22 protein-coding genes are annotated in these 24,679 nt (G+C 64.0%); 12 read left to right on the top strand and 10 right to left on the bottom strand.

The genetic code is table 11. From position 1 onward, the window contains the following. Positions 1-2: 2 nt before the first annotated feature. The 8 genes from Q0L25_RS18170 to Q0L25_RS18135 all read right to left on the bottom strand — a co-directional run bounded on the left by Q0L25_RS18170 (position 3) and on the right by Q0L25_RS18135 (position 12,252). Positions 3-1,106, bottom strand: coding sequence for an XRE family transcriptional regulator (locus Q0L25_RS18170; RefSeq protein WP_296616734.1), 1,104 nt, complete (start codon positions 1,104-1,106; stop codon positions 3-5). Positions 1,107-1,145: 39 nt separating this feature from the next. Further along, a complete protein-coding gene (locus tag Q0L25_RS18165) occupies positions 1,146-1,895 on the bottom strand; it encodes a hypothetical protein (RefSeq protein ID WP_296616733.1) in 750 nt (249 codons plus the stop codon). 8 nt (positions 1,896-1,903) lie between these two features. Next, complete coding sequence (locus Q0L25_RS18160; RefSeq protein WP_296616732.1) at positions 1,904-3,091, bottom strand: type IIL restriction-modification enzyme MmeI; 1,188 nt, start codon at positions 3,089-3,091, stop codon at positions 1,904-1,906. Then, the gene (locus tag Q0L25_RS18155) at positions 3,006-5,840 is read right to left on the bottom strand and encodes a DNA methyltransferase (protein WP_296616731.1); all 2,835 of its coding nucleotides are present in this window, start codon (positions 5,838-5,840) and stop codon (positions 3,006-3,008) included. Before Q0L25_RS18155 ends, Q0L25_RS18160 begins: the two co-directional genes overlap by 86 nt. Continuing rightward, the gene (gene drmD / locus Q0L25_RS18150; RefSeq protein ID WP_296616729.1) at positions 5,837-9,055 is read right to left on the bottom strand and encodes a DISARM system SNF2-like helicase DrmD; all 3,219 of its coding nucleotides are present in this window, start codon (positions 9,053-9,055) and stop codon (positions 5,837-5,839) included. Before drmD ends, Q0L25_RS18155 begins: the two co-directional genes overlap by 4 nt. Positions 9,056-10,600: 1,545 nt before the next feature. Beyond that, positions 10,601-11,266: a hypothetical protein gene (locus tag Q0L25_RS18145; protein WP_296616727.1), complete on the bottom strand. Its 666-nt coding sequence runs from the start codon at positions 11,264-11,266 to the stop codon at positions 10,601-10,603. Between the two features lie 66 nt (positions 11,267-11,332). Beyond that, positions 11,333-11,692 (bottom strand): hypothetical protein, encoded by a 360-nt coding sequence (locus Q0L25_RS18140; RefSeq protein WP_296616726.1) that lies wholly within the window; start codon positions 11,690-11,692, stop codon positions 11,333-11,335. A gap of 224 nt (positions 11,693-11,916) precedes the next feature. Further along, positions 11,917-12,252, bottom strand: coding sequence for a helix-turn-helix transcriptional regulator (locus Q0L25_RS18135; RefSeq protein ID WP_296616724.1), 336 nt, complete (start codon positions 12,250-12,252; stop codon positions 11,917-11,919). An 84-nt stretch (positions 12,253-12,336) separates the two neighbouring features. Here Q0L25_RS18135 and Q0L25_RS18130 point away from each other — a divergent pair, with 84 nt between their 5' ends. The 5 genes from Q0L25_RS18130 (at position 12,337) to Q0L25_RS18110 (ending at position 17,424) form a co-directional block, all read left to right on the top strand. Then, positions 12,337-12,504 carry a hypothetical protein gene (locus Q0L25_RS18130; protein ID WP_296616723.1) on the top strand — a complete coding sequence of 56 codons (168 nt, stop codon included), beginning with the start codon at positions 12,337-12,339 and terminating at the stop codon, positions 12,502-12,504. 123 nt (positions 12,505-12,627) lie between these two features. Continuing rightward, complete coding sequence (locus tag Q0L25_RS18125) at positions 12,628-13,278, top strand: hypothetical protein (protein WP_296616720.1); 651 nt, start codon at positions 12,628-12,630, stop codon at positions 13,276-13,278. 215 nt (positions 13,279-13,493) lie between these two features. Then, positions 13,494-15,011, top strand: coding sequence for an FAD-dependent monooxygenase (locus Q0L25_RS18120; protein ID WP_296616718.1), 1,518 nt, complete (start codon positions 13,494-13,496; stop codon positions 15,009-15,011). Between the two features lie 362 nt (positions 15,012-15,373). After that, a complete protein-coding gene (locus Q0L25_RS18115; RefSeq protein WP_296616717.1) occupies positions 15,374-15,733 on the top strand; it encodes a hypothetical protein in 360 nt (119 codons plus the stop codon). Beyond that, positions 15,730-17,424, top strand: a complete 1,695-nt coding sequence (locus Q0L25_RS18110) for a hypothetical protein (protein ID WP_296616715.1) — start codon at positions 15,730-15,732, stop codon at positions 17,422-17,424. Before Q0L25_RS18115 ends, Q0L25_RS18110 begins: the two co-directional genes overlap by 4 nt. A 298-nt stretch (positions 17,425-17,722) precedes the next feature. Here the strand turns inward: Q0L25_RS18110 and Q0L25_RS18105 are convergent, their stop codons facing one another. Then, positions 17,723-17,983 carry a hypothetical protein gene (locus Q0L25_RS18105; RefSeq protein ID WP_296616714.1) on the bottom strand — a complete coding sequence of 87 codons (261 nt, stop codon included), beginning with the start codon at positions 17,981-17,983 and terminating at the stop codon, positions 17,723-17,725. 84 nt (positions 17,984-18,067) lie between these two features. Between Q0L25_RS18105 and Q0L25_RS18100 the strand changes: the two genes are divergently transcribed. After that, on the top strand, positions 18,068-19,390 hold the full coding sequence (locus Q0L25_RS18100; RefSeq protein ID WP_296616712.1) for a phage portal protein: 1,323 nt from the start codon (positions 18,068-18,070) through the stop codon (positions 19,388-19,390). Here the strand turns inward: Q0L25_RS18100 and Q0L25_RS18095 are convergent. Beyond that, entirely contained in the window at positions 19,387-19,650 is a 264-nt protein-coding gene (locus tag Q0L25_RS18095) for a YrhB domain-containing protein (RefSeq protein WP_296616711.1), read from the bottom strand. The genes Q0L25_RS18100 and Q0L25_RS18095 overlap by 4 nt on opposite strands. A gap of 118 nt (positions 19,651-19,768) precedes the next feature. On the opposite strand from Q0L25_RS18095, the gene Q0L25_RS18090 reads away from it, so the two are divergent. The 6 genes from Q0L25_RS18090 (at position 19,769) to Q0L25_RS18065 (ending at position 24,667) form a co-directional block, all read left to right on the top strand. Next, positions 19,769-21,232: an HK97 family phage prohead protease gene (locus tag Q0L25_RS18090; protein ID WP_296616709.1), complete on the top strand. Its 1,464-nt coding sequence runs from the start codon at positions 19,769-19,771 to the stop codon at positions 21,230-21,232. A 64-nt stretch (positions 21,233-21,296) separates the two neighbouring features. Then, positions 21,297-22,826, top strand: coding sequence for a hypothetical protein (locus Q0L25_RS18085; RefSeq protein WP_296616708.1), 1,530 nt, complete (start codon positions 21,297-21,299; stop codon positions 22,824-22,826). A 168-nt stretch (positions 22,827-22,994) separates the two neighbouring features. Then, a complete protein-coding gene (locus Q0L25_RS18080; RefSeq protein ID WP_296616707.1) occupies positions 22,995-23,189 on the top strand; it encodes a hypothetical protein in 195 nt (64 codons plus the stop codon). A gap of 4 nt (positions 23,190-23,193) precedes the next feature. Beyond that, positions 23,194-23,754, top strand: a complete 561-nt coding sequence (locus Q0L25_RS18075) for a phage head-tail connector protein (protein ID WP_296616705.1) — start codon at positions 23,194-23,196, stop codon at positions 23,752-23,754. Beyond that, positions 23,751-24,239 (top strand): HK97 gp10 family phage protein, encoded by a 489-nt coding sequence (locus Q0L25_RS18070; protein WP_296616703.1) that lies wholly within the window; start codon positions 23,751-23,753, stop codon positions 24,237-24,239. The genes Q0L25_RS18075 and Q0L25_RS18070 overlap by 4 nt, the downstream gene beginning before the upstream one ends. Further along, positions 24,236-24,667 (top strand): hypothetical protein, encoded by a 432-nt coding sequence (locus tag Q0L25_RS18065; RefSeq protein ID WP_296616701.1) that lies wholly within the window; start codon positions 24,236-24,238, stop codon positions 24,665-24,667. The genes Q0L25_RS18070 and Q0L25_RS18065 overlap by 4 nt, the downstream gene beginning before the upstream one ends. Positions 24,668-24,679: the final 12 nt, after the last annotated feature.

Below are 24,679 nucleotides of genomic sequence, written 5' to 3'. Positions count from 1 at the left end.
GGTCATAGGCCTTCAGGCACCGGGAGCCCGTGAGCTTCGAATAGCTCCGCAAGGTCGCGGCCATGGGGGCTAAGCTCGAGCAGCCGAGCAGCCCGGCGACGTGAAACGAAGCCGTGGTCGATGCCGCGTCCCAGAACCTCCATGAAACGATGCGAATAAAGCGGCGGCTGAGTGTTTACCGCTACCGCTGACCGACCATTGTGCCGGAGCATCTCGTCAGGGATTGCGGTCGCGCGCTGCCGCGACAGGAGCTTTGCGGTTACCAGCCGCCATTTGAGCGCCTGCGCCGTGACTTGGAGAGTATCGGCGCGCTCGTTGATCATCGCAGCGAGCGCAGGGACGCTACCTGCCTTCCGCCAGTCACCTTCAATCACTGAACGAGGCATCAGCAGAGCGCCTGCGAATGCATTTGCCAGCTTCTCCACGTGTCCCTTGGCGTCGATAGCCTCGATTGGATCTGGCGGCATCGCGTCCCAAGTGAGCAGGTGAAACAGCTCGTGCGCCAAGTCGAAATAGCGCCGCCCGGGCACCTCCAGGCGGTTAACGAGCACGGCATCAAGCTCCGTGAGGCGACAGGCAGCTCCGGAAATTCCGGCAGGCGCATCGACCATCAGCACAAGAATGTCGAAAGCCTGTTCCATCACCTCGCCGAGGCGCAGCGCAGGAACATCCCCCAAGTCGAACTCGGTCGCGAGGCGTTCGCCTTCGGCGGCGGCTTGGTCGAAGCTGGAGCTCCGGTCGAGCCGCAAGCTTCGGCGAAAGCTAGATGGCTTGTTGGTCTGCTCAGCCAAATGGCGATACGCCGCGAGCCAAGCGCCTGCCTTGGTCTGGTAGGCTGATAGCGTGGCGGTCCCGCACTGTGATTGTCGCCACGAGAAAGCGCCTTCACCCTCGAGACGGAAGGGGTCGGTGAAATAGTCGAGGTCGGCGCCGAGGCCGTCGATCAGGCGCGTGAGCTCCTCGCCGGAGACACGCCGTTCGCCCGTCTCGATTTGGGAGACAATCTGGCGGCTGCCGACCCCCAGGATGGCGGCGACTTTCTCCTGGTCGAATCCGTGAGTCTCGCGGAGCGCCTTGAGGCGCGGTCCGATAAGGTTTGTGGTCATGGGGGGCTGCTCCTGCCCTTCTAAGTAAGCTTGCAAATCCTAAGATGCAAGGTTCTTGTTCGCTGTTGCGGCCACGCTGACCCGCTGCAGATAGGCATCCAAGCGCCCATTGGCCTGCCGCGCGCTGAGGACCGTCCTCCCTTCTTCTATCTGGTTGAACGCTATGGCTGGTATCAGAATGCTGGTGCTCCCGCGAAGCCAGGCAGCAGCAGGCAGATTGGTGGCCGGCCGCCGGTCGAGCTTCACCAGGAAGATAAAGCTGCCGACAGCGAAGCGGACGAAGTTCAGGCCCTCGTAACGTTCGGGTGAGGGTGCCCGGTTGAAATACGATTTGTCATCGCCGCTGTGCAGCTTCATCAGGAACGCGTCGACCGCACCACCGCTATCAGCGCGATCATAGAGCAGCGACTGCAAGATCGCTGCGTAGGGCCCAATGTCGATGCGGCCGTAATGCGGCTTGGTCAGCGCAAATTTCCAAACAGTTCCAGCCGCGAAGCGGAGCAGGCGGTCGCCCTCTATACCGTCGACCATGAATGTCCTGTCGACGACATGCTGGGTCGAACGGCGGATCGCCGCCAGTGTCTCGACCGCATATTTCTCGTCCTTGCCAAGAATATTGTCGCAGGCGGTGCAGAGAATGGCGTCGTCGTAGCGGCCGTTCTGGCTCGGCTGGAAAGATGACGCATTGCGGTTGGTGAGCGCATAGCCCTTGTCATCGCCCCGCACCTCTCTGACGAACGCTTGCGGGATCAGGTGAGCCCTGATCGTGTCATTGGCACCGCAATTCAAGCATGGCATCAGCCCTGCCGCTCCTCGGCGGCGCGCTCCTCGTTGAGCTTGAGGAGACGGGCGAGGAGCTCGTCGCGGAAGGGGGCGGGCCAGAACAGGCGGCCCTGATAGCTGTGGTCGTCCTCGGTTTCCTCGGTCAGGAATTCCGGAGCGGCGCGGTCGGCGAGGTCGTCCCAGCCGTAGGCGCGCAGCACCGCGTCATCCATTGCTGCGTGGAGGCGACGCAAGTCGGTGATATCCTCGGCGCTGTCCTGAGGGTCGTGGAACCGGTTGTAAGTCGGTGTCATGCCCTGATTGCGTGCGACCATTAGAGCGGCGCGATGGCTGAGATAGGCCTGCCCCGCCGAGCTCATCGCAACTGAATCATCGAAGCCATCCGGGAGGGGGAAGGTTTCGAAGCAGTCGGACGCTGCATAACGAAGCCGATCCTCGAGCGTAGAAGTAAAGCTCCTTGCCCAGATTTCGTGCACCCTCGACTGGAGGGTGCAGAACTGCGCCATTCCTCCAGTCGAGAAGACGAAAAGGGAGTGGGCGAAGACCTGATTTGAGGGTACTTGAGCAAACATCATGTGAGGCGTGGCTCCGCAATTTATCACCAAGACATCGGGGAGGTCTTCAATCGCGCGATACATCTCCTCCCGAGGACGTAGATATCGCCACCACAAGCGCTTCCCGCCCTCATCCGATTGCTTAAGTCTTTCCGGTTTCACCAGGCGCTCGACGATCGCAAGCAGGTCGGGCCAATCCGCGGCCACTTCGCGAGGATAGTCATGAGCAACTATTCCCTGCCGAAGCGCCTCTCGGCGCTGATCGTCGGTCAGCGCGAGCCAGCCGGGCCCGTCGCATTTCCGGCACAAGGGCAAGTCGAGGAAATTGATCGCATAACGGTGATGGGCATGGGTCGGGGAGTTGTTCACCTCCTCGCCACCCAGGAACGGCTCGATCAACTCGGCGTTGCGCGGTTCAACGGCGGTTAACCGCTCGATTTCCGCGAGGCGTGTGGCCTTGCCCTTGGCCGCATTCACGTCGTCGAAGGTGAATCCCATCCCGAGCAGGATGGAGCCCTGGAAAGATTTGCCGGAGTTCGAGCGCAGCGTCGCCGGTGAGCTGTCAAGGTCTCCGTCGACCAGGTAGGCTGAGATCCGCTGCGCCGGGCGCCCGTCGAGAATCGCGGTGCCGAGGTCGCCCTTGCTCACGAACACGAAGCTCACAGTGACGGCGGCATCGCCAGTGTCCCATTTGTGACGCGAGACGGCGCGGTAGATGCTGCCCCCCGATTCTATGATCCGACGGAGGCCGCTCTCGAGTATCGCCTTGGCGGATCGTGTTTGTCGCGATCAGGCCGAAGACGCCGCCTTCGCGCAGCAGAGCATAGGAGCGACGGTAGAAATGGGCCGATAGGTCGGCGTTGCCGTGAGCGTCCGAGTGGAGTGTCTGTAGCCAATCGAGATAGCCATACCGGTTGCCGGCGATAATCGTGTTCTTGCCAGCGAAAGGCGGGTTGCCGATGATCGCGTCGAAGCCGGGGTTGTCGCGAGCGAACACTTCAGGGAACTCGATCTCCCAGTGGAACGGCCGCACCCGATGCTCGCCACCTTCCAGGCTGATCGCCCGCTGGCGCAGCCATTCCCAACCACCTCCGCCTGCGCGGTCGCCGACCTCGGCGAGCGCGTTCCGGCGGGGACGCGGCTTGTCGTGCGCGAAGAACGTGGCGATCACCGCGTCGCCGATTAGCCGGATATTGGCGAGGCCACGCTCGACGCGGTCGTGCTGCGCTTCCTGCATCGCCAGAGCCACCTCGTCGGGCGCGTTACGGATCGCGTCGCGATGTGCGAGCGCCTCGCTCACGTCCTGGCGGACACGCGCGCGCCAGAGGCCAGGAACGGCATTTTCTTCCCAGCTCGCGCTCTCGATCTGGGTGCGACTAAGACCGACGAGACTGTCGCCTACTTTTAGCGCATGGTCGAGGAAGCTGAACTCATGGTCCCGCGCAAGCGTCGCAAGCCATAGCGACAGCTTGGCAAGATCAAGCGCCATCGGATTGCGGTCGACGCCGTAAAGGCAACGTTGCGCCACCAAGCGGCGGGCGTGGAGCTCGTCATCTTCGTCGCCCGGGATCGGCGGCTTGAGATCAGGATGCGCTTCCCATGCCTGGACCAGCCGGATGCCGAGCTGTCGGCACGCCTCGACGAGAAATGCGCCGGAGCCGACCGCCGGATCGCAGACCTTCAGGTCGAGCACCTGTGCCGGCGTCGCATCAGCGCCGATTCTCTCGAACGCCGGCTCTAGAGCATGCGTCACGATCGGGGCGGTCAGCGAACGCGGCGTGTAGTGGCTGCCGGTGCGGCGCCGCTCGTCGGTCGGCTGAAGGATCGGCGTGCCGTGAGCAACTGGCTCCTGCCTTGTGCTCCCGCGAGGATCAGCTATCGGCGCGAGCGCCGCTGCCATTGCGGCCACGTCCCCGGCGTCGCGCACCCCGCGCGAGACGGCGGCCGGGAATTGGCCGCGCCCTGTTGCCTCCTTCAGCCGCTTCGGGCGATCGGCCGGCTTGTCGGCGACCAAAGCGGCAAGATCGACGAAGACGGGCACTTTGTTGTTCTTGCCCGCCTTGACCGCCAGCATCGGGGCAGAGGCCGTGTCGACGATGAAGCCCATCACCGTCTCGTAGACCGACCCGATCTGCTCGACGTCTAGGGTGCGGTAGGACAACCGCTCGCGGGTGCCACGCCGCTCAAGGGTCATGAGGGCGGTGAGCACGCGCAGGATGCAGCCGTCCGACACCGGCAGCACGCGCTCAGCATCGCTCGGCTCGCGCTTCCCGAGCAGAAACGGAAAGCGATCCTCGTCGAACAGCCGGCCGCCACGGCGCTGCATGAAGCCGTCATGGCCCCGACTGACCAGCCGGAACAAGGCAATCAGACGTCCCCAGCCGCCGCGCCTCTCGTCCATCGTATCCGGATAGAGCGCATCGTCGTCGCCGAGCTTCACAAACAGCCCGCCGACCGAATAGCCGCGCTCGTAGAGCTCGGCCCCGCCATGGGCGGTAATGGACGGCATCAGCGAGCGGTCCTCGGCGTAGAGGATAAAGATGAGGCGCATCAGCACCGTCAGCAGCCCCTCGTAGAGTTGATGCGGATCGCGCCCGGCTAGCTCGCGGACGAGCGCGGGGTCGGCGGCGTCGAAGCCGCGCAGCAACTCGTGCAGCGCGGCGAGCACCTGCCCGGAGAGCTCCTTCGAAACGTCGGCCTGGCTCGCCCGGCTCTCGGCGAGGATGTTCGGCAGACGCAGCTGCGGTGGGTTCGTCCACAACGTCGAGCGATCGAGCAGCATCTTGAGTCCGCCCAGCATTTCACGCCCGGCGACGGTGGCGAGGCTCGGCAGCGGCCAAGCGATCCAGCCGGATGTCTCGCCCTTGGGCGCCACGACGAGGCGAAGCTCGGGCTCGGCCACGTCCTCATCGCGCCGTCCGGTCGCCCGCGAGCCGATCAGAACGCCGGCGCTGAAGCCGGTCTCGCGCAGCAGTCGCTCGAACCGTTGGTGCGGAGTCGCCTCCCATCCATCCAGCGCGCCCCGTCGGTCGAGCACGACATCGGGCGCCTCAACCCGGACCAGCAGTTGCCAATTCTCGCCGTCGGAAACGCGCACAGCATAGGTCGGGCTGAGAACGGTCTCGCCATCCCGCAGCGAGATCGTGAGCTCCTCGGGGAGGGGAGGCCCCCCGGCCGTGCCGGCAACGCGACTTTCGGGCCAGCCGAGAACCTCTGACAGGAACGCCCAAGCATCTGGCAACGACCGTTCGTCTTCGCCGAGCAGCGCCTTGACGGCGTCGTTGTCAGTCTGGTGCTGCGGCAGCGGGGCGAGACCCAGCTCGTCGAGCTTGGCCGGCGCGACCACCAGTCCGGTGGGCTGCACATGCCCAAGCCAATCGTGCGGGCCGCCGCTCAATTTGCCACCTCCGGCCAGAGATAGACGATGCCGACCGGCTCGACCCGGCGCGCCTTGATATCAAAGGAGCGCCGCAGCCGCTCGGGCTCGCGCACCAGCTCATCATCGAGGCGCGTCACGGCCCTTTCCCAAGAGCGTCGATCAGCCGCTCTCTGTCGTGCCTCGGTCTCGTCGAGGAGCAGGGTGAGCTGACGATCATCCTTGCCCTGCTCGCGGCGGATGCGATCTATCTGCTCCTGCAGTAGCTTCTCCAGATCTCTTGCCTCGGCTTCCCCGCGTTTGCGGAGCTCAGCTTCGGCGCGGGCCGCACGCGCGGCAGCGCGATCTTCCAGCACCGGGCGCAGGTCAGCGACATCGGCGGCCGCGCCGCCCGTCAGACGCTCCACCGTCGCATCATCGGCATTGGCGGCGTCGGACAGGTTGGCAAAGAGCTGGTCAAGCACCCGAGCGTCGGCCTCGCCGCTTTCGGCAAGCGGGCGCAGCGGCCCCGGCGCGCGCGCGCGATCGCGCCATTCGGCCGTCACCGTCACCAGCTCCTCATGCAGACGCTGCGCGCCCTCGCCATAGAGAGCCAACCGGCCGATCAGGATCACACGTGGCGGACCCGCTTCACGAGTCTTCAGGATGCAGGCGCGGGCCAGCCCCTGCTGAAAGCCGGCTGACAAGAAGCGCGAGAGAAGCCTCCGCACCAGCCGATGCTCGAGATGCACCTGAACCACATCGCCGGCATCCCTGCCGTCAGGTAGGACTGCCGGCGCAAAGCTGATCCGCCGCACAGGCGCGTCGGGGGCGGCGCGCCATTGGGCAGGCCGCTCACCCCGCCGCATGGGACGGGCGCGCAGCTCGTCGAATACCGGCCGCCAGCTTGGATCGCGGGCGAATGCATCGGCCTCCGGATCCAGGGCAAGCACCGGCACAACACCGACTGCTCCTTCGTCCGACCAGCCGGCGCCGCCGCGCCTCAATGCGAGGCCGATTACCTCCATCAGTTCATTAGGCGCGACGCCCACCCGTGCCCGTGCCCGCTCCAGCGCTCGCGAAAGCTCCTCACCCTCGCGTCTGAGGCGAGCCAGCCGCCGGTCCTCAGCGTCATCGAGGTCTCGCACAGCCGCGCGCACCCGCTCGTCGGCCTCTTCGTCGCGGATGCGCTCCGCCATTGCGGCGACGTCGGCTCGTGTAATGCCCTGTCGCTCCAGCCGATCGGCGATGCGCTTCTCCAGCACTTGGCCAGCCGATCCGAGCTGACGGTGGATCAGTTCGGTCTTCCGGACCAGCGCATCGAGCACGACGTCCTCAGGGCGCTGCTCGTAGAGGAAGTAGCGACAGGTGACGGTGCGGCTCGGTTGCAGCTTGCGGTCGATGCGGCCGTTACGCTGCTCAAGGCGGCCCGGGTTCCACGGAAGGTCGATATGAACCAGGTCGTGACATTGGGCCTGAAGGTTGATGCCCTCACGCGCGGCGTCAGTGCAAACCAGGATGCGCAGCGGCGACTTAGGATCGTTGAAGGCACGTTTAATTGCCTCGCGCCGTTCCGCCGAGGTGGCGCCGGTGAAGCTGTCGATACGAGCATCGCCATCCTGATCGTCGTCGAGCACGTCGGCGAGAAGGCTGCTCAGCTGTCGTTCGACGTAGCGGCGCGTGTCCTCATATTCCGTGAACAGCAGCAGCCGCCTGCTTCCCCAGCGCTCCCCTTCCAGAAGATGGGCGCGTATCCATTGCTCCAGCCACTGGATGCGCGCATCGGGCTTTCCGCGCGTCGCCTCGGCAATGGCGAGCATGGCAGAGGCATGGTAACGCTCCGCCTCGAGCTGGGCGCGATCGACCTCTTCCGTGGCTAAGGTTGCCGCCGCTTCGGCGGCGAGGTCTTCCTCCTCGTCAAGCAGCCGCAGCTCCTCGGCCTCGTCGGCCGCATTGACCGGCACAGTCTCCCGTTCCGACACAGCGACCGGCCGGGCAGCCGGGGCCGCGCCCGCGAGTAAGCGATCGAGTCCGGTCAGATGTTTGGCAAGCGTCCGCGCGAAGGCTGGGACCGACGACAACAGCCGCTGCTGCAGCCCGACGAAGGCGAGCCGCGCCTGCGCCGCCTTGCCGCGGGCGAGGCCGCCAATCCTTCGCTCCCTCAGTATGCCATATTCTGCAAGCATTGTCGCAAGCTGCAGCTCGGGCGCGTCCGCCGGTAGATTGGCCAACCTGATCGGCTCGACCACGCGCTCCGGAAATGCCTCGCCGAGCCTGCGCAGATCGCCCTTGAGCCGGCGGACCATGACCGGCTCGAGGTCAGCCGGCCGAATGTCCATGCCGCGTGTAAAGCGCTGCGGGTCCAGCAGTTCGAGCAGCGTCGCAAAGCTATTCGGATGGCCGTTGTGGGGTGTCGCACTCAGGAAGATTCTGTGTTCGAAGCGGCTAGCCAAGTCGCGCAGATCCTTAGTGAACTGGCTCTCGATCGCGTAACGGCCGCCGCTCGCTGGCGCGGCGTGATGCGCTTCGTCCAGGATCAGGAGCGAGCGGGCGCGGAAATCTTCCAGCAGGTCCCGCAAACCGCCGACGTAAGTCTCGTCGCTGACGAGGCTTTGTGAGAGGATGAAGCGCGAACCCGTCGCCCAGGGGTTCACGCTGAAGCCGCGCCGCCGCCTGAGCTCCTCGAGGTATGCGCGATCGACGATATCGAAGGAGAGGCCAAACTTGGCCGCTAGCTCATCTTTCCATTGCAGGGTCATCGCTGCCGGCGCGATCACCACCGCAAGGTCAACCCGCCGTCGCAGCAACAGCTCGCGCAGAATGAGACCGGCCTCGACAGTCTTCCCCAGCCCAACGTCGTCCGCGATCAGCATGTTGACGCGCGGGAGACGAAGCGCTTTTCGAAGCGGCAGGAGCTGGTAAGGATCCAGCCGAATTCCCGCGCGGAACGGCGCCTGGAACAGATCCCGATCTGCGGCCGTGGCAGTGCGCCAGCCGATGGTCCTTAGATAAGCTGCGAATGCTCGTGCATCGTCGCCGCCGCGGGCGCCGAGCTGCGACCATGCCTCCTCGTCTAGGAGAGTCCCGCCCACCTCGGTCGGCGGTAGGACTTCGACTTCCTCGCCCTGAGCGTCATCATCGACACACGAGAGGCTGCAGGCTGCCAAAGGCGCGTGCGGGTGGGGACTCTTCTCGACCAGCCAGGTCCGTCCTCGAAGGGAAACAAACTGCCCTTCAGTAATATGTTCCGTCCGCATCAGCCCCCTGCATCCAGCCAAGCAGCTGGTATCCTTCTCAGGTTTGCCGCCGCCCTATCGAGTGTCGAACCGGTCAGCACGACGGCTCACTAAATTCTTATGACCGTAGCCGCTGCTACAGGGGTGGCGCAATGTCGGAGCGCCAGCCAAGATCGAGTGCTGAGAGACTATTGTCGGAGCGACAAGGGTCGCACATGATGTCCAACAGGGCGCCGCTCTACATCACATCCAGCTCGCGCTAATTGACGTGCTCCCCTGAACTCCGCCAGTCTGAGCTAGGGTCCTTCGCCAAGCAGGACGATGGCGAAGAGCAGCAGGTCTTCCAAGGTGCAGATCACTGGGATCCTGCGAGGGCAGGAGGCGGGGTCGAAAACGGCGGACGTGCGCCATCCTTGGTGTGGATCGATCGTCGATGCGTTTTGCATATCGGCGTAGTGATGATGGCGACCAGCGGTCGCGTCTTCGCGAGATCGGGCCTGAGCGCCGTCAGTTCGGATATCGGCAGCTGGGGATCATGCTGGCCTGCGAGAGCATTGTGATGAAGCAAAAGAAGCTGCTGCGGTTATATCGCGAGGCGAACCTGCGTGCTTGGCGGCCGTGCTTGCCGAGATGAATGAGCATCCGCTTCTAATTGTGGCGAGGCAGGTCCGAACGGGCACTTCTAGATATATGCCTCCGACCTTTAACTGAATGAAGGTCCGTTTCCATTGCTGCCGCGTCTGCCGCCTCCTGGCGAACTGACCGTCCAAATTCGAGTTAACGCTAGACTTTAGTGTAGCGGCTGCACGCCCAGGCGAACTACAAGCTAAAAGGCGGCGCAGCTTTCGCTGTGAACAGAGGACCTGCGGAGGATTCGCGCACGCGGGCCGCTAAATTGTGCGCATCAATAGTGAACCGAGGCGTGCGACTGGATGTGCCAGAACTGTATTGTGCATTGGGCAAGAGCTCAACATCATTTTGCGTATGAAACCGCAGCTGACGGGCCGTGGTACTCGGGCAGCAGGAAAGTAGCGAGGCGATCCGCGGTCGGACGGCTTCAGGCCTCCCATACAGAATCGGCCAGAACTGCTTTTCTGCTTCGCCAGTGCCATCAAATGACCAATTGGACGTATCCTCACCAAGTTTCAGAAGAGCCTCGTTGCGCAAGCTAGGCAGCCAAGAGCCCATCGCCGCCCACTCGATACCGTGATTGCTTCCTACCGAGAGAACCAGCATGTTTACGGCAGTCCCAACAGTTACGCTGAGACGATCCCCTGACATGCCCCGCCAACCAGCACGGATGGCTAATTCTTCTGTATTCCTCGACCAAGTAGCGCATAAACGCTCGCACTCGGACAGTCCCAGCATCCTCTGCTGAGCGACAAACCTGACACTCATTGAAATATCCATGTATGTGAGAACGAAACCACCCTCCCGCGACGATCGGTCGTCTAGCAGTGGGTTGGTGCCCGTCTATTTCAGAATGACGATGATTATAGCAAAAAGGAGCCTCTATGTCAAGTGTAGGCTTGACATAGAGGCTTCATGATCACCGTTGAGTGTCGGCTACAGGCGGGTCCATTCGATCTCTTCACTGTTTGATCCGGCCATCATCTGGACATGCTTGAGCCGATGAAGTGCAACGAGTTCGTTCCGGGTCGCCTTAAGAGCCGAGCCAACAGGCAGCCGGTAAAAGGCTTCGATCTCCGCCGAGATGCTTGACGCAGAAAGCGGGGCTGGCGAAGCAGCAATAATTGCAAGCACTCGGCCCTGGAGGCCGGGCCCCACTGAGTTTTCCTTATCGACCTTCGGGGTCAACACAGCGCGCGTACGGTTGTGCGATGCGGGCGGCCCAATGACCCGGTGAGGCCTGCTGCCAAGGCCTGCAACCGCCGTATGCCAGCCAAGCTGCGGAGCCTCGCCATATGGCACTGATTGAGCGAATCCTTTTTTGCGGAGGAGCCGCAGGTGATAGTGAATAGCCTTCATGAACCGACGGGTGGGCTCTCCACCGTCGCGATATAGCTGCTCGGCGATTGCGGCTGACGTGATGATTTCAGGCGGCCGAGGAACAAGGGCACGGACAGCGCTGGCGAGTTCCCCAGGCCGGAAGCCCCACGGATCCACGCCAATCTGAAAATCTTGTTTAGAAACAATGAGACACCAGTACCCATTTTCTTCCTGCCGGGTCCACCAGCCGCCCACGCCAGATCGGACACGCTGCGTCGGCATGGCCAGACTGTGATCGGCCGAGGGCCAGCGGCAAGAGGATAAAGCCAAACTCGCCCGGTTTGCGTGTCAGCACGGACGCGTGGGGCCGTTGTTCCACACCACCGCGACCGTCGGCGCTTCCTCTTCGAGCGCCTGCAATCGATCATACCACTGCCCGATGTTCTGCGTCGTCGGCGAAAGCTCCTCTGACTGTAATCGGGCGTGGATCCAGCGCGTGCGCAGGCTTTCCAGCTCGATCCAGATCGCGCCGATGACGCCACTGGCGCGCGGTTCTCGCCGCCAGACATTGACCCGCCCCATTTCGGTTGCTTCCCAAACGAGCGCTCCGATTTCGTCGGCGATCAGCCGATCGACCGAAGGACGGCGGGTACACAGATCACGGAGCGTCTCCGCGACCGGGATCAGGGCGCGCGCGGCGTCGATCAACGCGGCTACCGCCGGGTCGCCGGTCCAACAGTCGACAGCGAGCAAACGCGCGCTTTCGGGATGGAGACCGGGCGGCGGCTGAAGAGCGGCAGGCGGCAATGATTGCTCCCACACCGGAAAAGCGGCGAGCGCGATATGTGGGACATATTGTCCAACTATTCAACATTGCGATTGACGATTTCTGTCAGACCTATTGCCGCTAAAGATGGGACGATCTGGCCAAATCAGTCGTGCTTCCGCGCACTTTTGCCGCCATTGGCAAGCCGGTCGGCACGCCATTGTTCGATCATGTGCGGACCGGGCACGTCAGGATAAGGCCCCTTGCCCGCCACGCGCCGCCCGGTGAGAAGAAACTCGACCGATACGCCTGTGATCAAGGCGAATTGCTCCATCAGCGCATGCGGCATCGGCGTGCGCGATTCGTATTTGCGATAGCGCTCGGCAGGGACGCCCAACAGCGTCGACATCTGTCCGGCCGTCATTCCCCTGAGCTGGCGAAGCGCCTTCACCCTGGCGATGTAAAGGGCGTCGAATTCCTCGGGTGTGATCGGGTCGGGCATGGACAAATTGTACCACGGTCGCGATCGAAGGCAAGGCGACAACTGACGATTGAAGTGTTGGACAATATGTCCAATACTCCGTCGATGATCAACGCTGTTTGTTTCGAACGCCCCAGCGGATCGCCGAAGGACGAACTGGAGACCAGATGCGCCGAATGTGGGCGCGCGATCTGCGACCATCCCGATCCGATCTATGGCGGCATCGTCCCCTCGCCTCACCTCCGGCCCGAGGTCGAAGCGCGAGAGGGCTGAACGCTCGCGCCAGCCAAATCAGACATCGATTTATCAGGAGAAAAGACGTTGGCGGATAGCAGTGCGAAGACCCGACAGGTGAGCGATCGACGTGATGGCGGTTCCGCGAGCGACCGGCTCGCAATGATCCGTGCCAGCGCCGAGCGCCGATTGGCCGCGCTTCCAAAAGTCGGCAAGCGGCCCGACGCCGGCGATCGTCTGGCCGCCGCGCTGCACCGTCGCGAGGAGGCCGACCGGCGACACGAGGCAATGGTCGCGCGATGGCGGCACAAGAACGAGGGCACCCCCGAGACGCACGAAAAGGCGAATGCTCTGCCCGAGCGGCGGCGGCAATCGCCGCTCCACCGGATGGAACGGCTGGGCAAGATCAGCGCGGACGAGCGCGCCGCAGCGGAAGAGATTGCCGGCGTCGCCGAACGCATCCGGCGCGCCGGATCGATCCGGTCAGTATCCCTGGAAACACGTGTCGACTTCGCCAATTCGGGGCGCGATCAATTGGTCGAATCCCTGAAACGCGTACGGCTCGAAGTCGCCTATCGCACATGGTGCGAAGCGATCCCTCGGCCGCGCGCAATGGTGCTCGAGATGGTCCTGAGCGACCAGTCGTTCGTGCAATTGGCGCGCGCGCACGGCATGCAATGGCGGACGGCGCGCAAGCGGCTGATCACCGCATTGCGGATGTGGCCCGAGATGGCGGCGGCAGCGCGGCGGGACGTGGATCGGGAGGATGTCGAGGCGGTGTACGCGCGGCTGGGCGCGGGCGAATTGCTGTAATCGCAATGGTGAATGGGCCGGCAGCACGCGGTTACGAGCGGCCGCCGCCAAGCTGCCCATTAGGGCGATTCGCTAACCTATCATGCCGAAATTTTGGGAGTGCGCGGCAGACACCCCTTCCCCGCACTTTCGAGATATAGTTCGCAAGGGCCTTGCTTCAAGGCCCGCCCCTTGCCGTAAAGCCCCTGCCCCATCGATTCGCAGGGAGGCGCGATATGCGGGCGGTATCATCTACTTATGACCTGATCGAAGACGCCGATACGAAGGCGATCGACCATGCGGTTGTGATTTGCGGCGGCGGGCCAACCGGACTGATGCTGGCCGGAGAACTGGCACTGGCAGGCGCCGATGTCGCGATCGTCGAGCGACGGCCAAACCAGGACCTGGCGGGGTCGCGCGCGGGCGGGCTGCACGCGCGATCGATCGAGTTGCTTGATCAACGCGGCATTGCCGACCGGTTCCTGGCCGCCGGAGAGGCGATGCAGGTCACGGGCTTCGCGCTCAATCGGCTCGACATCAGCGACTTTCCCACGCGGCACAATTACGGTCTGGCTTTGTGGCAGAACCATATCGAACGCATTCTGGCCGAATGGGTCGCTGAACTGGGCGTTCCGACCTATCGCGCGCGCGACGTGGTCGGGTTCGTCGAGAATGAAGCAAGCGTCGACGTCGCGCTGTCGGACGGGAGTTCGCTACGGACCGGCTATCTGGTCGGCTGCGATGGCGGCCGCAGCCTGATCCGCAAGACCGCGGGGATCGACTTTCCGGGTTGGGATCCCACCACCAGCAACTTGATCGCCGAGGTCGAACTGGAAGAGGAACCCGAGTGGGGCATCCGCCGCGACGCGATCGGATTGCATGGCCTGAGCCGAATGGACGACGGCAAGACGGTGCGCGTCATGATCACCGAGCAGCGGGCCGGGCGCATCGGAGACCCAGGACTCAGTGATCTGAGCGAAGGGCTGATCGCGGTCTACGGCACCGATTACGGTGTGCACAATCCGAGCTGGATCTCGCGCTTCAGCGATATGACGCGACAGGCGGCGACGTATCGCAAGGGGCGGATAATATTGGCCGGGGATGCCGCGCACGTCCATTCGCCCGACGGTGGGCAAGGCCTCAACATCGGGCTGCACGATGCGGTAAACCTGGGTTGGAAACTGGCGCAGGTCGCCAAGGGCACGGTGCCCGACAGCCTGCTCGACAGCTATCATGCCGAGCGTCATCCCGTCGCCGCGCGAGTGCTGCGCAACACGATGGCGCAAGTCGCCCTTCGGCGCGCGGACGAGCGCACCGGCGCTTTGCGCGAGATCGTCAGCGAACTGCTGGACATGGGCGAACCACGCCGGCGGATCGCGGGGATGATGTCTGGACTGGATATGCGGTACGATCTGGGCGAGGGCCACGCACTGCTCGGGCGGCGGATGCCGGACCTCGACCTCATTGCCGCCGGCGGCCCAATACAGGTGTTCGCATTGCTGCACGACGCGCGACCGGTGCTGATCAATCTTGGGGAACCCGGTGCGATAGACATCGCGCCCTGGGCGGAGCGCGTGAAGCTATTGGATGCGCATTACGGAGGCATCTGGGAGTTGCCGGTGATCGGCGTGGTCCCCGCTCCTGCCGCGGTGCTGGTCCGGCCCGATGGCCATGTCGCCTGGGTAGGAGACGGCAGCGACGAGGGCCTGGGCGAGGCGCTGGCGACCTGGTTCGGGCCGGCGGCGACTACCTGACCGACCGGAAGGAGGGGCGGCCCGGCTGCTCCTCCATCCACCCGAGAAAATGAGAACAAAAAGAGAAAACTTCTTGACTGCCACGAAAAAACATGTATACGGCAATCATCCAAATTTGCGTTCGACCACAGCGGCGTCGCGCAGTTTCTCGCAGAAAATTCTCCGGTCCCGGGACACTCATTCGGCAACGTCCGAACGTTGCCGTAGCGGGGTGTTGCGGCATGCCGGGCGGATGGCGATCGGGTGGAGTTCGGATGGCGGAACGGAAACGTACCGGGGCGGGAAATTCGGCCCAAGACGCTGCGGCTCCTGTCGGGTCGGGCTTGCCGCACTCGCCCGAAACCCCGCGTGCAAGCGCACGGGTGACGATCGAAATTACCGCCGCGATGCGCGCGGACGTCCGGCGTTTCGCCGAGATCGGAACGCCCTACGCCGTGATCGCGCGGATCATGGGGATGAGCGCGACGACATTGAAACGGCGGTGCCGCGCCGAGCTGGATGCGGGGGTCGAAGTGGCCAATGCGCGGATCGCGCTAACCTTGTTCGAAACCGCGATGAACGGGAACACCACCGCGTTGCTATGGTGGGAAAAGACACGTGCCGGGCGACGCGAGGGCGCGGCGGCCGATCCGCACGGCATCGGCTCGCGCACCGTCGAGACGATCACACCCGATATGTCGGCGCGAGAGGCTGCGGAACGCTATCGGGAAGAATTGGGATGACGGCGATTTCCGCGCCGCCTGCCCCGGCCTGGCCGCCGGACTATGTCGCCGAGCTGATGACGCGGCAGCACCGGTTGCGGCGGCTGAAGGCGGATGTACGGCTGCGCATGGGCTTGATCGAGCGGTATCGCGACGATCCAGCCGGGTGGATCGCGCATTGGGCAGTGACATACGACCCACGCAACGCGGCGAGCGATGCACCGACGGTGATGCCGTTCGTGCCCTTTCCCCGGCAGGTCGAGATGATCGCATTCTTGCAAGCGAGCGTCGACGAGCAGCAGAGCGGATTGATCGAGAAGGCGCGCGACATGGGCGCGACATGGTTGGCCTGCGCTTTCTCGGTGTGGCTTTGGCTGTACAGGCCGGGCGCCGCGATCGGCTGGGGCTCTCGCAAGGAACAATTGGTCGACAAGATCGGCGACCCCGACAGCATCTTCGAGAAGATGCGGATTCTCATCCGCCACCTGCCGCGACTGATGCTGCCAGCCGGGTTCGACCCGCGCGACGACATGCCCAGCATGAAGATCATCAACCGCGCGACCGGCGCCACGATCACCGGCGAGTGCGGCGATAATATCGGGCGCGGCGGGCGCAAGCTGATCTATTTCAAAGACGAGAGCGCGCATTACGAGCGGCCCGAGAAGATCGAGGCGGCGCTGGCCGATACGACCAACGTGCAGATCGACATCAGCTCGGTCAACGGACCGGGCAATGTATTCCATCGGCGGCGCGAGAGCGGGGTCGAATGGGCGCCCGGTGCCGCGCTTGCGACCGATCGGGTCAATGTGTTCGTGATGGACTGGCGCGACCATCCGGCCAAGGATGCCGCCTGGTATGCCGGGCGGCGTGCCAAGGCGGCGGCGGACGGGCTGCTCCATATCTTCGCGCAGGAAGTCGACCGCAATTACACCGCGGCGGTCGAGGGGATCATCATCCCGGGCGACTGGGTAGCGAGCGCGATCGACGCGCACGTGATGCTGGGGTTCGACGATGAGGGCGCATGGCGCGCGGCGCTCGACCCGGCCGATGAGGGCGGCGACCGGCATGCGCTGGCGATCGCCAAGGGATCGATCGTGCATTCGGTGGACGATTGGGGCGAAGGCGATGTCGGCAAGGCGACGCGGCTCGCGGTCGACCGGCTGCGCGGACGAACGGTGGCGCTGCAATATGACAGTATCGGCGTCGGCGCGGGCGTGAAGGCGGAGGCCAATCGACTGCGCGACGAGGTCGACGCGGACGGGCAAGCCCTGTTGCCCGCGGGGATCACGTTCCGGCCTTGGAATGCCGGCGCCGCGCCGCTTCGGCCGCGCGAGCATGTCGTGCCGGGGGATGGCGAGACCCCGATCAACGGAGACTTCTACGCCAATTTGAAGGCGCAAGCCTGGTGGCAATTGCGTTTGCGCTTCGAACGGACCCACAAGGCAGTAACTACTGGCCAGGTCTATGACCCCGCCGACCTGATTAGTCTGCCGCGCGGGATGCCGGGGCTGGCGTCGCTACGGAAGGAATTGAGCCAGGCGACGCGAGCAGTGAATGGCGCGCTGAAGCTGGTGGTCGACAAGAAACCCGACGGTACGCGATCGCCCAACAAGGCCGATGCGCTGGTAATGGCGTTTTGGCCGGCGGAAGATGCGGTGGCGTCGGCGGGATTTCTGGAGTTGGTGCGTGCGGCGAATGCGGTAGACCCGTGATGGCGGCGCGCGATTAGCCGTCACGGCTCGGGATAAGGCCCTCTGTCAGTATTGAAAGCGGGCGACCGACCGACGCACAAGCGCTGCATTTCGCCGAGATCAGACTGGAGGGCCGCGGTCGCGTCCTCGCTACTCCGATAGAGCCCCGATGGCGGGCAATCGTTGACCCAATACGGTAGGCACTCGTCGGTTTCATCCGTTAGATGTTCGGTCACGAACACCCACAGACCATCTTCACGCTCGCAAACGCGGCCCCGGCGTTCGCCGGCCGTACTTATGTAGGTTTCGGTCGCGGTAACTAACATCGCGACACCTCAGCGCCCGGCTCGCCGATGACGCGAAGTCGATCGCCATCGCGCTCAATTAGCGCGTTGGCACTCCACTCTCTGATGTGACGAAGCGCCATGCGGCGGCATTGGTCGTCGGTGTTGACCTGGTGTTCAACCCAACGACGCCATTGAGGGTCGACCAGGGCCATGCGCTCTGCCTCGCTCAAGCCAACACCGTGTTCGGCGCGGAGCTTCTTGATGTGGAGGATCCAGCGGTTGCGGTCGGTCATGTTGCTTCGCTTAGGCCAGCGCGAGCCTCTGCTCCATCCCTGACGAACAATCGGCGCCATTGCGCGCCGCCAAAGGAGAAACACATGCCCAAAGGCGGCGTGCAAACCAATGTCACCTATAGCTGGGGCAACAGCAGCAACGAGAATGCCTGGGGCCCGTTCTCGCCAGGCTTCCCGCTCACGCCGGTCGTTCAGCAGCCAGTACGCGGTTACGATTTCAAGCCGAACATCAACGCGACGTTGCAGCCGCGCGCTTACGAGCAGACTGGATTTCCGGCGCTGCGCGCGTTCGCCAATGTCGAGCTGGTTCGGCTGGCGATCGAAACGCGCAAGGACCAGGTCGAGCGGCTCGACTGGCAGATCAAGCCGGTCGACGGCGCCGCCAAGGTCGCCGACGATCCGCGCATCGCCGTATTGACGCGGTTCTGGCGCAAGCCTGATGGAGTCACGCCGTTCGCCACCTTCATGCGGTCGAGCCTTGAGGACCTGCTGACGCTCGACGCGCCGGCGTTCGAGAAACGGCGCAATCGCGGCGGCAAGCTGATCGCGCTGGAGATCGTGCCGGGCGACACGATCCATCCGATGGTCGACGATACCGGAAGGAGGCCGCGCGGAGCCAATCACATCGCGTATCAGCAAGTGATCAAGGGCGTGGTGTGGGCGAACCTGACCAATGCCGACCTGCTCTACGTGCCCCGCAACGTGCGGCCGCACCATCTCTATGGCTTCGGGCCGGTCGAGCAGATTATCGTCACGATCAACACGATCCTTCGGCGGCAGGCGGCGCAATTGAGCTATTTCACCGAAGGCAATGTGCCGGCGGGGCTGCTCAACGCGCCCGAAGGCTGGGACGCGGCGAAGATCCAGGAATTGCAGCAATGGTTCGACGATCGGATCGCGGGCAATGCCGCCGAGCAGAACAAGCTGATCTGGGGCCCGCACGGATCGCAATTCACCGCGTTCAAGGCCGCCCCGATCAAGGACGAGTTCGACGAATGGCTGGCGCGGATCGTCGCCTTCGCTTTCTCCCTGCCCCCCACCCCGTTCGTACGGCAAATGAACCGGTCGACCGCGATGGAAGACCAGGAGCGCTCGCTCGAAGAGGGGCTCGAACCCCTGCAGCTATGGATGAAGCGCTGGATCGACGACGTAATCCAGATCGAGTTCGGCTATCCCGACCTGGAGTTCGCTTTCGTCAAGGCGACCAGCATCGACCCGCAGGTACAGTCTGAAATCGACGATCGCGATCTGCGGAATGGGTCACGGACGATCGACGAGGTGCGGCATGCGCGGGGGGATGATCCCTTGTCTGGTGGGCTAGGGGCGAAACCGATGATCTACACGACGCAGGGTGCGACGATGTTAAGCGATTTGTCGGTCGGCCCGGGGCCTTCTTCGGTCGCTTAGCGATTCAGCAACGCTTCCGGATGGTGATCAAGAGATCCACCTTCGATGAGGCAGCCGTCGTCACGAACAACTACCGGACCATGGCCAATCAGCATTTCATTGAAGTCGCCAGTGTCCACATAGGCACGTGCCTGATAATAGAATGCCCATCCGTCCGACACACGCTCAGCCGAGGCAATTTCAGATAATTGCTGGCCGATCTGCTTCTCCTTGTTCGCCAAGAACAAGCCGAAGACTTCAGCTGCTTTTTCCTTTTCCATCTGCCCCTCACTGATCGGTGCAAGCGATACAGTGGGTGAGCGCGACGGTCCACCTCATCGTCGGTACGCTCGCTGCACAATCCCAGCACATCCTACATCCCGAAAGGACAGCCATCCCATGACGCGGTTTCGCCAGTTTGGCGCGATCACCAAGATCGAGGATCAGGACGACGGCAGCATCAAGGTCTGGGGCGTCGCCTCGTCCGAGACGCGTGACCAGCAGGGCGAGACGATCACCGCTGAAGCGATGAAGGCGGCCTTGCCCGATTACGGGCGCTTTCCGGCTTTGCGCGAGATGCACGAGCCGAGCGCCGCCGGTCGCGTGATCGAAGCCGAGGTCGACGACCACGGCGTCACCCAGATCTGCGCGCATGTCGTCGATCCGCTGGCAATCACCAAGGTGCGGGCCGGCGTCTATGCCGGCTTTTCGATCGGCGGGAAGGTGCTGAAGCGCGACACCGCCGATCGCAGCGTGATTACCGCGCTGAAGCTTGTCGAGATCAGCCTGGTCGACAGCCCCTGCAACCCCGATGCCGTCATCAACATGTGGAAGGCCGATATGGATTATGTTCCGACCAGCGACGAAGTGGTCGCAAAGGCCCGCCAGCTGGCCGACGACGCGGGGTCGCGGCGGTACAAGGACTTCCTGTTCAAGGCGCGCGAACGGCTGATCGCCGCGGCGTTGGCGAGCGACCCGGACGACGATGATGAGGACGATCAGGACGAGGATCGCGAGCCGGACGCGGAGGCGGCCGACGCCCATGACAACGACGATGCTCCCGCCGCAGATGTCGACCATGGCAAGCCGGAGAATCAGGACAAGCAGCCCTCCGCCAAGCCGCGACCGAAACTTAAGTCAGCCGACCAAGGAGCCGACAGCGATGCCGACACGAATACTTCCGACGCGGCGCGCGACAGCGACGTTCCGGCCGATGCCGACGACGACGCATCGCCGCCTAAGCCTAAAACCAAGCCAGCGTCCGGTGACAAGGATAGCGTAAAGCGCGTCGCGGCTAGCGGAGATGGCATCGACAGCGACGACGCCGGAAACGATGATGCTGGGGCTGCCCAAGCCGATGCCGATCGCATCCAGGCTGCACACGATCACCTCGTCGCGCTGGGTGCACAGTACCGTAAAGACGGTTGCGGCGACGCGGATCAGCCGCCGTCCGATGCGGCCGCGTGCCCTGGCCCACAGGCAGCGCCGCCCGTTCCCGATCCTGAGGAAGACACCGAGAAGCTGCGGCGCGGTTACGCATTGGGCGACGCCATGATGGCCGATCTGGCCAAGCGCTTTGGCGACACGATCGCGATGCTGAACGCGACGATCGGCGATCTGACCAAGCGTCTGGAACAAGTCGAGGCGGAGCCCGCCGCACCAAAGACCGCCGCCGGGCCGCTGCGCGCGGTGAGCAAGGCCGAGGACGCCTCCCCCAATTCCGCCAATGGCATGTCGGCGATCAGCGCCGACGAGCTGAAGAAAGTGATCGACACGCTGCCAGAGCAGGAACGCGGCCAGTTCCTGCTGCGCATCGCCTTGTCCAATCCGACCCTGGTTCACGCGGCCCGCGCAGCCGCCTGACCCTGTCGCCCGCGGCATCGCGCCCGGGCCTCGCTCCTTGCGCCTATCCAAAGGACGGATAGCAATGACCAACCTTACTCCCGACGAGATCAAGAAATCGCTCGTCACCAGCCTTTCCAATCCCGACGAGAACATCTCGCGCGCGATCATGCTGATGGCGGGCGGACGCCCCGACATGGTCGAGAAGGCGATTTCGACCGGCACCGGCCTGGTCGCCTATGACCTGCAGGCGCCGGCCAAGAACCTGTATCCGATCAACACGCCGATCATCAAATCGCTGCCCCGCGTCGGCGGTGGCGGCGGCACCGCGACCAACTGGAAGTCGGTCACCGCGCTGACCGGTTCGGGCTTCGACAACACGCCATGGGTCCCCGAGGGCCAGCGCGCCGGGCAGATGGCGTACACTACCGCCGATCGTGCGGCGCCGTATCGCACCCTTGGTGAGGAAGACCAGGCAACGTTCGAAGCGATCTCCGCCGGCCGTACGTTCGAGGACATCAAGGCATCGATGACGCAGCGCCTGCTGCAAAAGACGATGCTGAAGGAAGAAGCGGGCGTGATCTTCGGCAACGCCTCGCTGGCACTCGGTACGCCGAGTGCGCCAACGTTGAGCGCCGGCGGTACCGGATCGACCTTGCCGGGATCGGTGACCTATTCGGTGATCGTCGTCGCGCTGACGATGGAAGGCATGCGCAACAGCACGGTGTCGAGCGGCGTCGCGACGTCGAAGTCGGTAACCGGCGCCGACGGCAAGAGCTTCACGATCAACGGCGGGTCGTCGATGAAATCGGCGGCGGCAAGTCAGGCGACGACGGCTGGCCAGGCCTTGTCGTGCAGCGTTCCCGCCATCCAGGGCGCGGCCGGTTATGCCTGGTTCGTCGGCACCGCGGGCAGCGAAAAGCTCGAGGCGATCAGCTCGACCAACAGCGTGGTGTTCGCCAAGCCGCTTGCCGGAACTGGGCAGGCGGCGAGCGCGGTCAGCGCGGATTGCTCGACCAACTCGACCGCATTCGATGGCCTGCTGACCACCGCGCTGAAACCGGGATCGGGCGCGTACGTCAATTATCTCGCCACTGGCACGCCGGGCGCGGGCACGACGCTGACCTCTTCGGGCCAGGGATCGGTGACCGAGATCGACGTCATGATGCAGTCGATGTGGGACAATTACCAATGCTCCGTCGACGTGCTGTACGTGAACAGCCAGGAGCAGCGGAACATCACCAAGAAGGTGCTGGCGTCCGGCACCGCGTCGCTGCTCAATTACTTCCAGGATCCGAAGGCGGGTGAGGTCGCGCTGACCGCCGGCGGCGTGGTCGAATATTATTACAATCCGTACCTCAACAAGAAGATTCCGATCCGCCTGCACCCCAATGTGTCGGCGGGGACGATCCTGGGCTGGGCGGGCGACTTGCCGGTCCAATATCAGTCGAGCGAGGTGCCCAATGTCGCGGAGATGAAGGTGCGCCGCGATTACTATCAGATCGACTGGCCGATCACGACGCGCGCCGAAATGTCGGGCGTGTATGTCGAGGAAACGCTGGCGGTCTATGCGCCATTCGCGATGGGCGTGATCGCCAACATCGCCAACGGCTGAGCCCTCCTCCCTCCCCTCCCGCTCGCGGGAGGGGCCGGGGGAGGGCTTGTTCCGATAGCGATGGGTCATGCCCTCCCCTAACCCCTCCCGCGTCGCGGGAGGGGAACAGCATGCTGGCCCCGCCGCGATGACCGGCGGGGCCTTTTCATTTTCCGAAAGGAGACGCCCATGGCCGACAATCCCTCCCGGCGCCACACGTCCAAGACGGCACCCGTCGACGGCGTCGCGATGCGTCATCCCGACGGCACGGGCTGCAGCTGGCGCGGACAATCTTTCGCCGCCGATGCCGACGGCGTCGTGACCGTGCCGATCGCGGCGGCGGGCGACCTGATCGCGCACGGCTTCAGCTTCGTGGGCGGATGACGTCATGGCGGCGGGCGACCTTACCACTTTGTCGGCGGTCAAACGCTGGCTCAACATTTCGAGCGACAATGACGATGCATTGCTGACCGATCTGGTCACCCAGGTATCGGCGTTCGTCGAGAGCACCATTCAGCGTAGCATCCTGACGGCGACCCATATCGAAACCTATCGCGGCAACGGCGGGTCGCGGTTTTTGTTGCGAAACTGGCCGGTCCAGTCGGTGACGTCGGTCGAATGGGGCGAGACGCGGATCGGCAATGCGGTCGATGCGATCGGCAATGAATCGGGCGTCGCGACCGATGGGCGCAGCGTGATTCTGGTCGGATCGCGCACGCCCTATGACCGGCCGGTACGGGTGACGTATGTCGCGGGATATGACGCGGTGCCTGCCGATCTGATGCTGGCGGTCACCGAGCTGGTGGGCGAAGCCTATTCGGCACGCACGCATATCGGCGAGACCAGCCATGCGAGTTCGGGCGCGACCACCGTCGCGTTCAGCCGCGAAGCAATGCACCAGGCGGTGCTGGCACGGCTCGGCAATTACATGCTGGCGGCGCCAATATGAGCGTGACGCTGGATGCGGAGGCGCTGAGTGCCGCGCTGGATCGTCTGCCCTTGCAAGTGTCGGCGGCGGTCGAAGCCAAGGTGGCGGCGGCGGCCGCCGAATTGCAACGGCATGTGATCGACGACAAGCTTCACGGCCAGATGTTGAACGCGCGAACCGGTCGGCTGGCAAGCGCGGTCGAGCGCAAGGTCGAGGTCAAGGGCGGCAGCATCGTCGGCGAAATATTCGTCAACGACAGCGTGCCTTATGCAGCAATCCTCGAACATGGTGGCAGCACGGCACCGCACGACATCGTGCCTGACAAGGCCAAGGCGCTCGCCTTCGCTGTGGGCGGCAAGCACGTCTTCGCGCGAATGGTGCACCATCCCGGATCCCACTTCCCGGCGCGTCCCTATCTGACGAGCGCGCTGAACGATGAGACCGACGAGATCGCCGCGGCGTTGAAATCAGCAGCCATAACCGCCGCGCAGGAGGCGATCGGATGACCATTCGCAATCAGGTGTTCGACGCGCTCCTCGCGCTGGCCGATGTACGTTGGGGCAATGACGAGGCGTTCGTCGAGCGATCGCGGCGGCTCAAGATGTGGGACAAGGCGCCGGTACCCGCCCTGTACCAGATCGAGGGCAGCGAGACGATTGCCTCGCTCGACGGCCAGCTCGACAAACACAGCCTGCGGGCGAGCTGGATCATCTATCATCGCGGCGGCAAGGACCAGGGGGCGACCCCCGCCGAAACCAGCAATGCGATCCTCGACGCAATCGGGGCCGCGTTCCGGCCGGCGCTGCCCGGCGCGCGGCAAACGCTCGGCGAGCTCGCCTATCGGGCGTTCATCGATGGCACGATCCAAAAGGACAATGGCGACCTGGACGGTCAGGCCATGCTGATCGTGCCGATCACCATCATCCTTCCCTGATCACAAATGGAG

The organism is Sphingomonas sp. (assembly GCF_024508665.1).
Lineage (GTDB): Bacteria > Pseudomonadota > Alphaproteobacteria > Sphingomonadales > Sphingomonadaceae > Sphingomonas.
The sequence above is the reverse complement of the archived record's forward strand: the minus strand, read 5'-3'. Positions and strand labels throughout refer to the sequence as shown.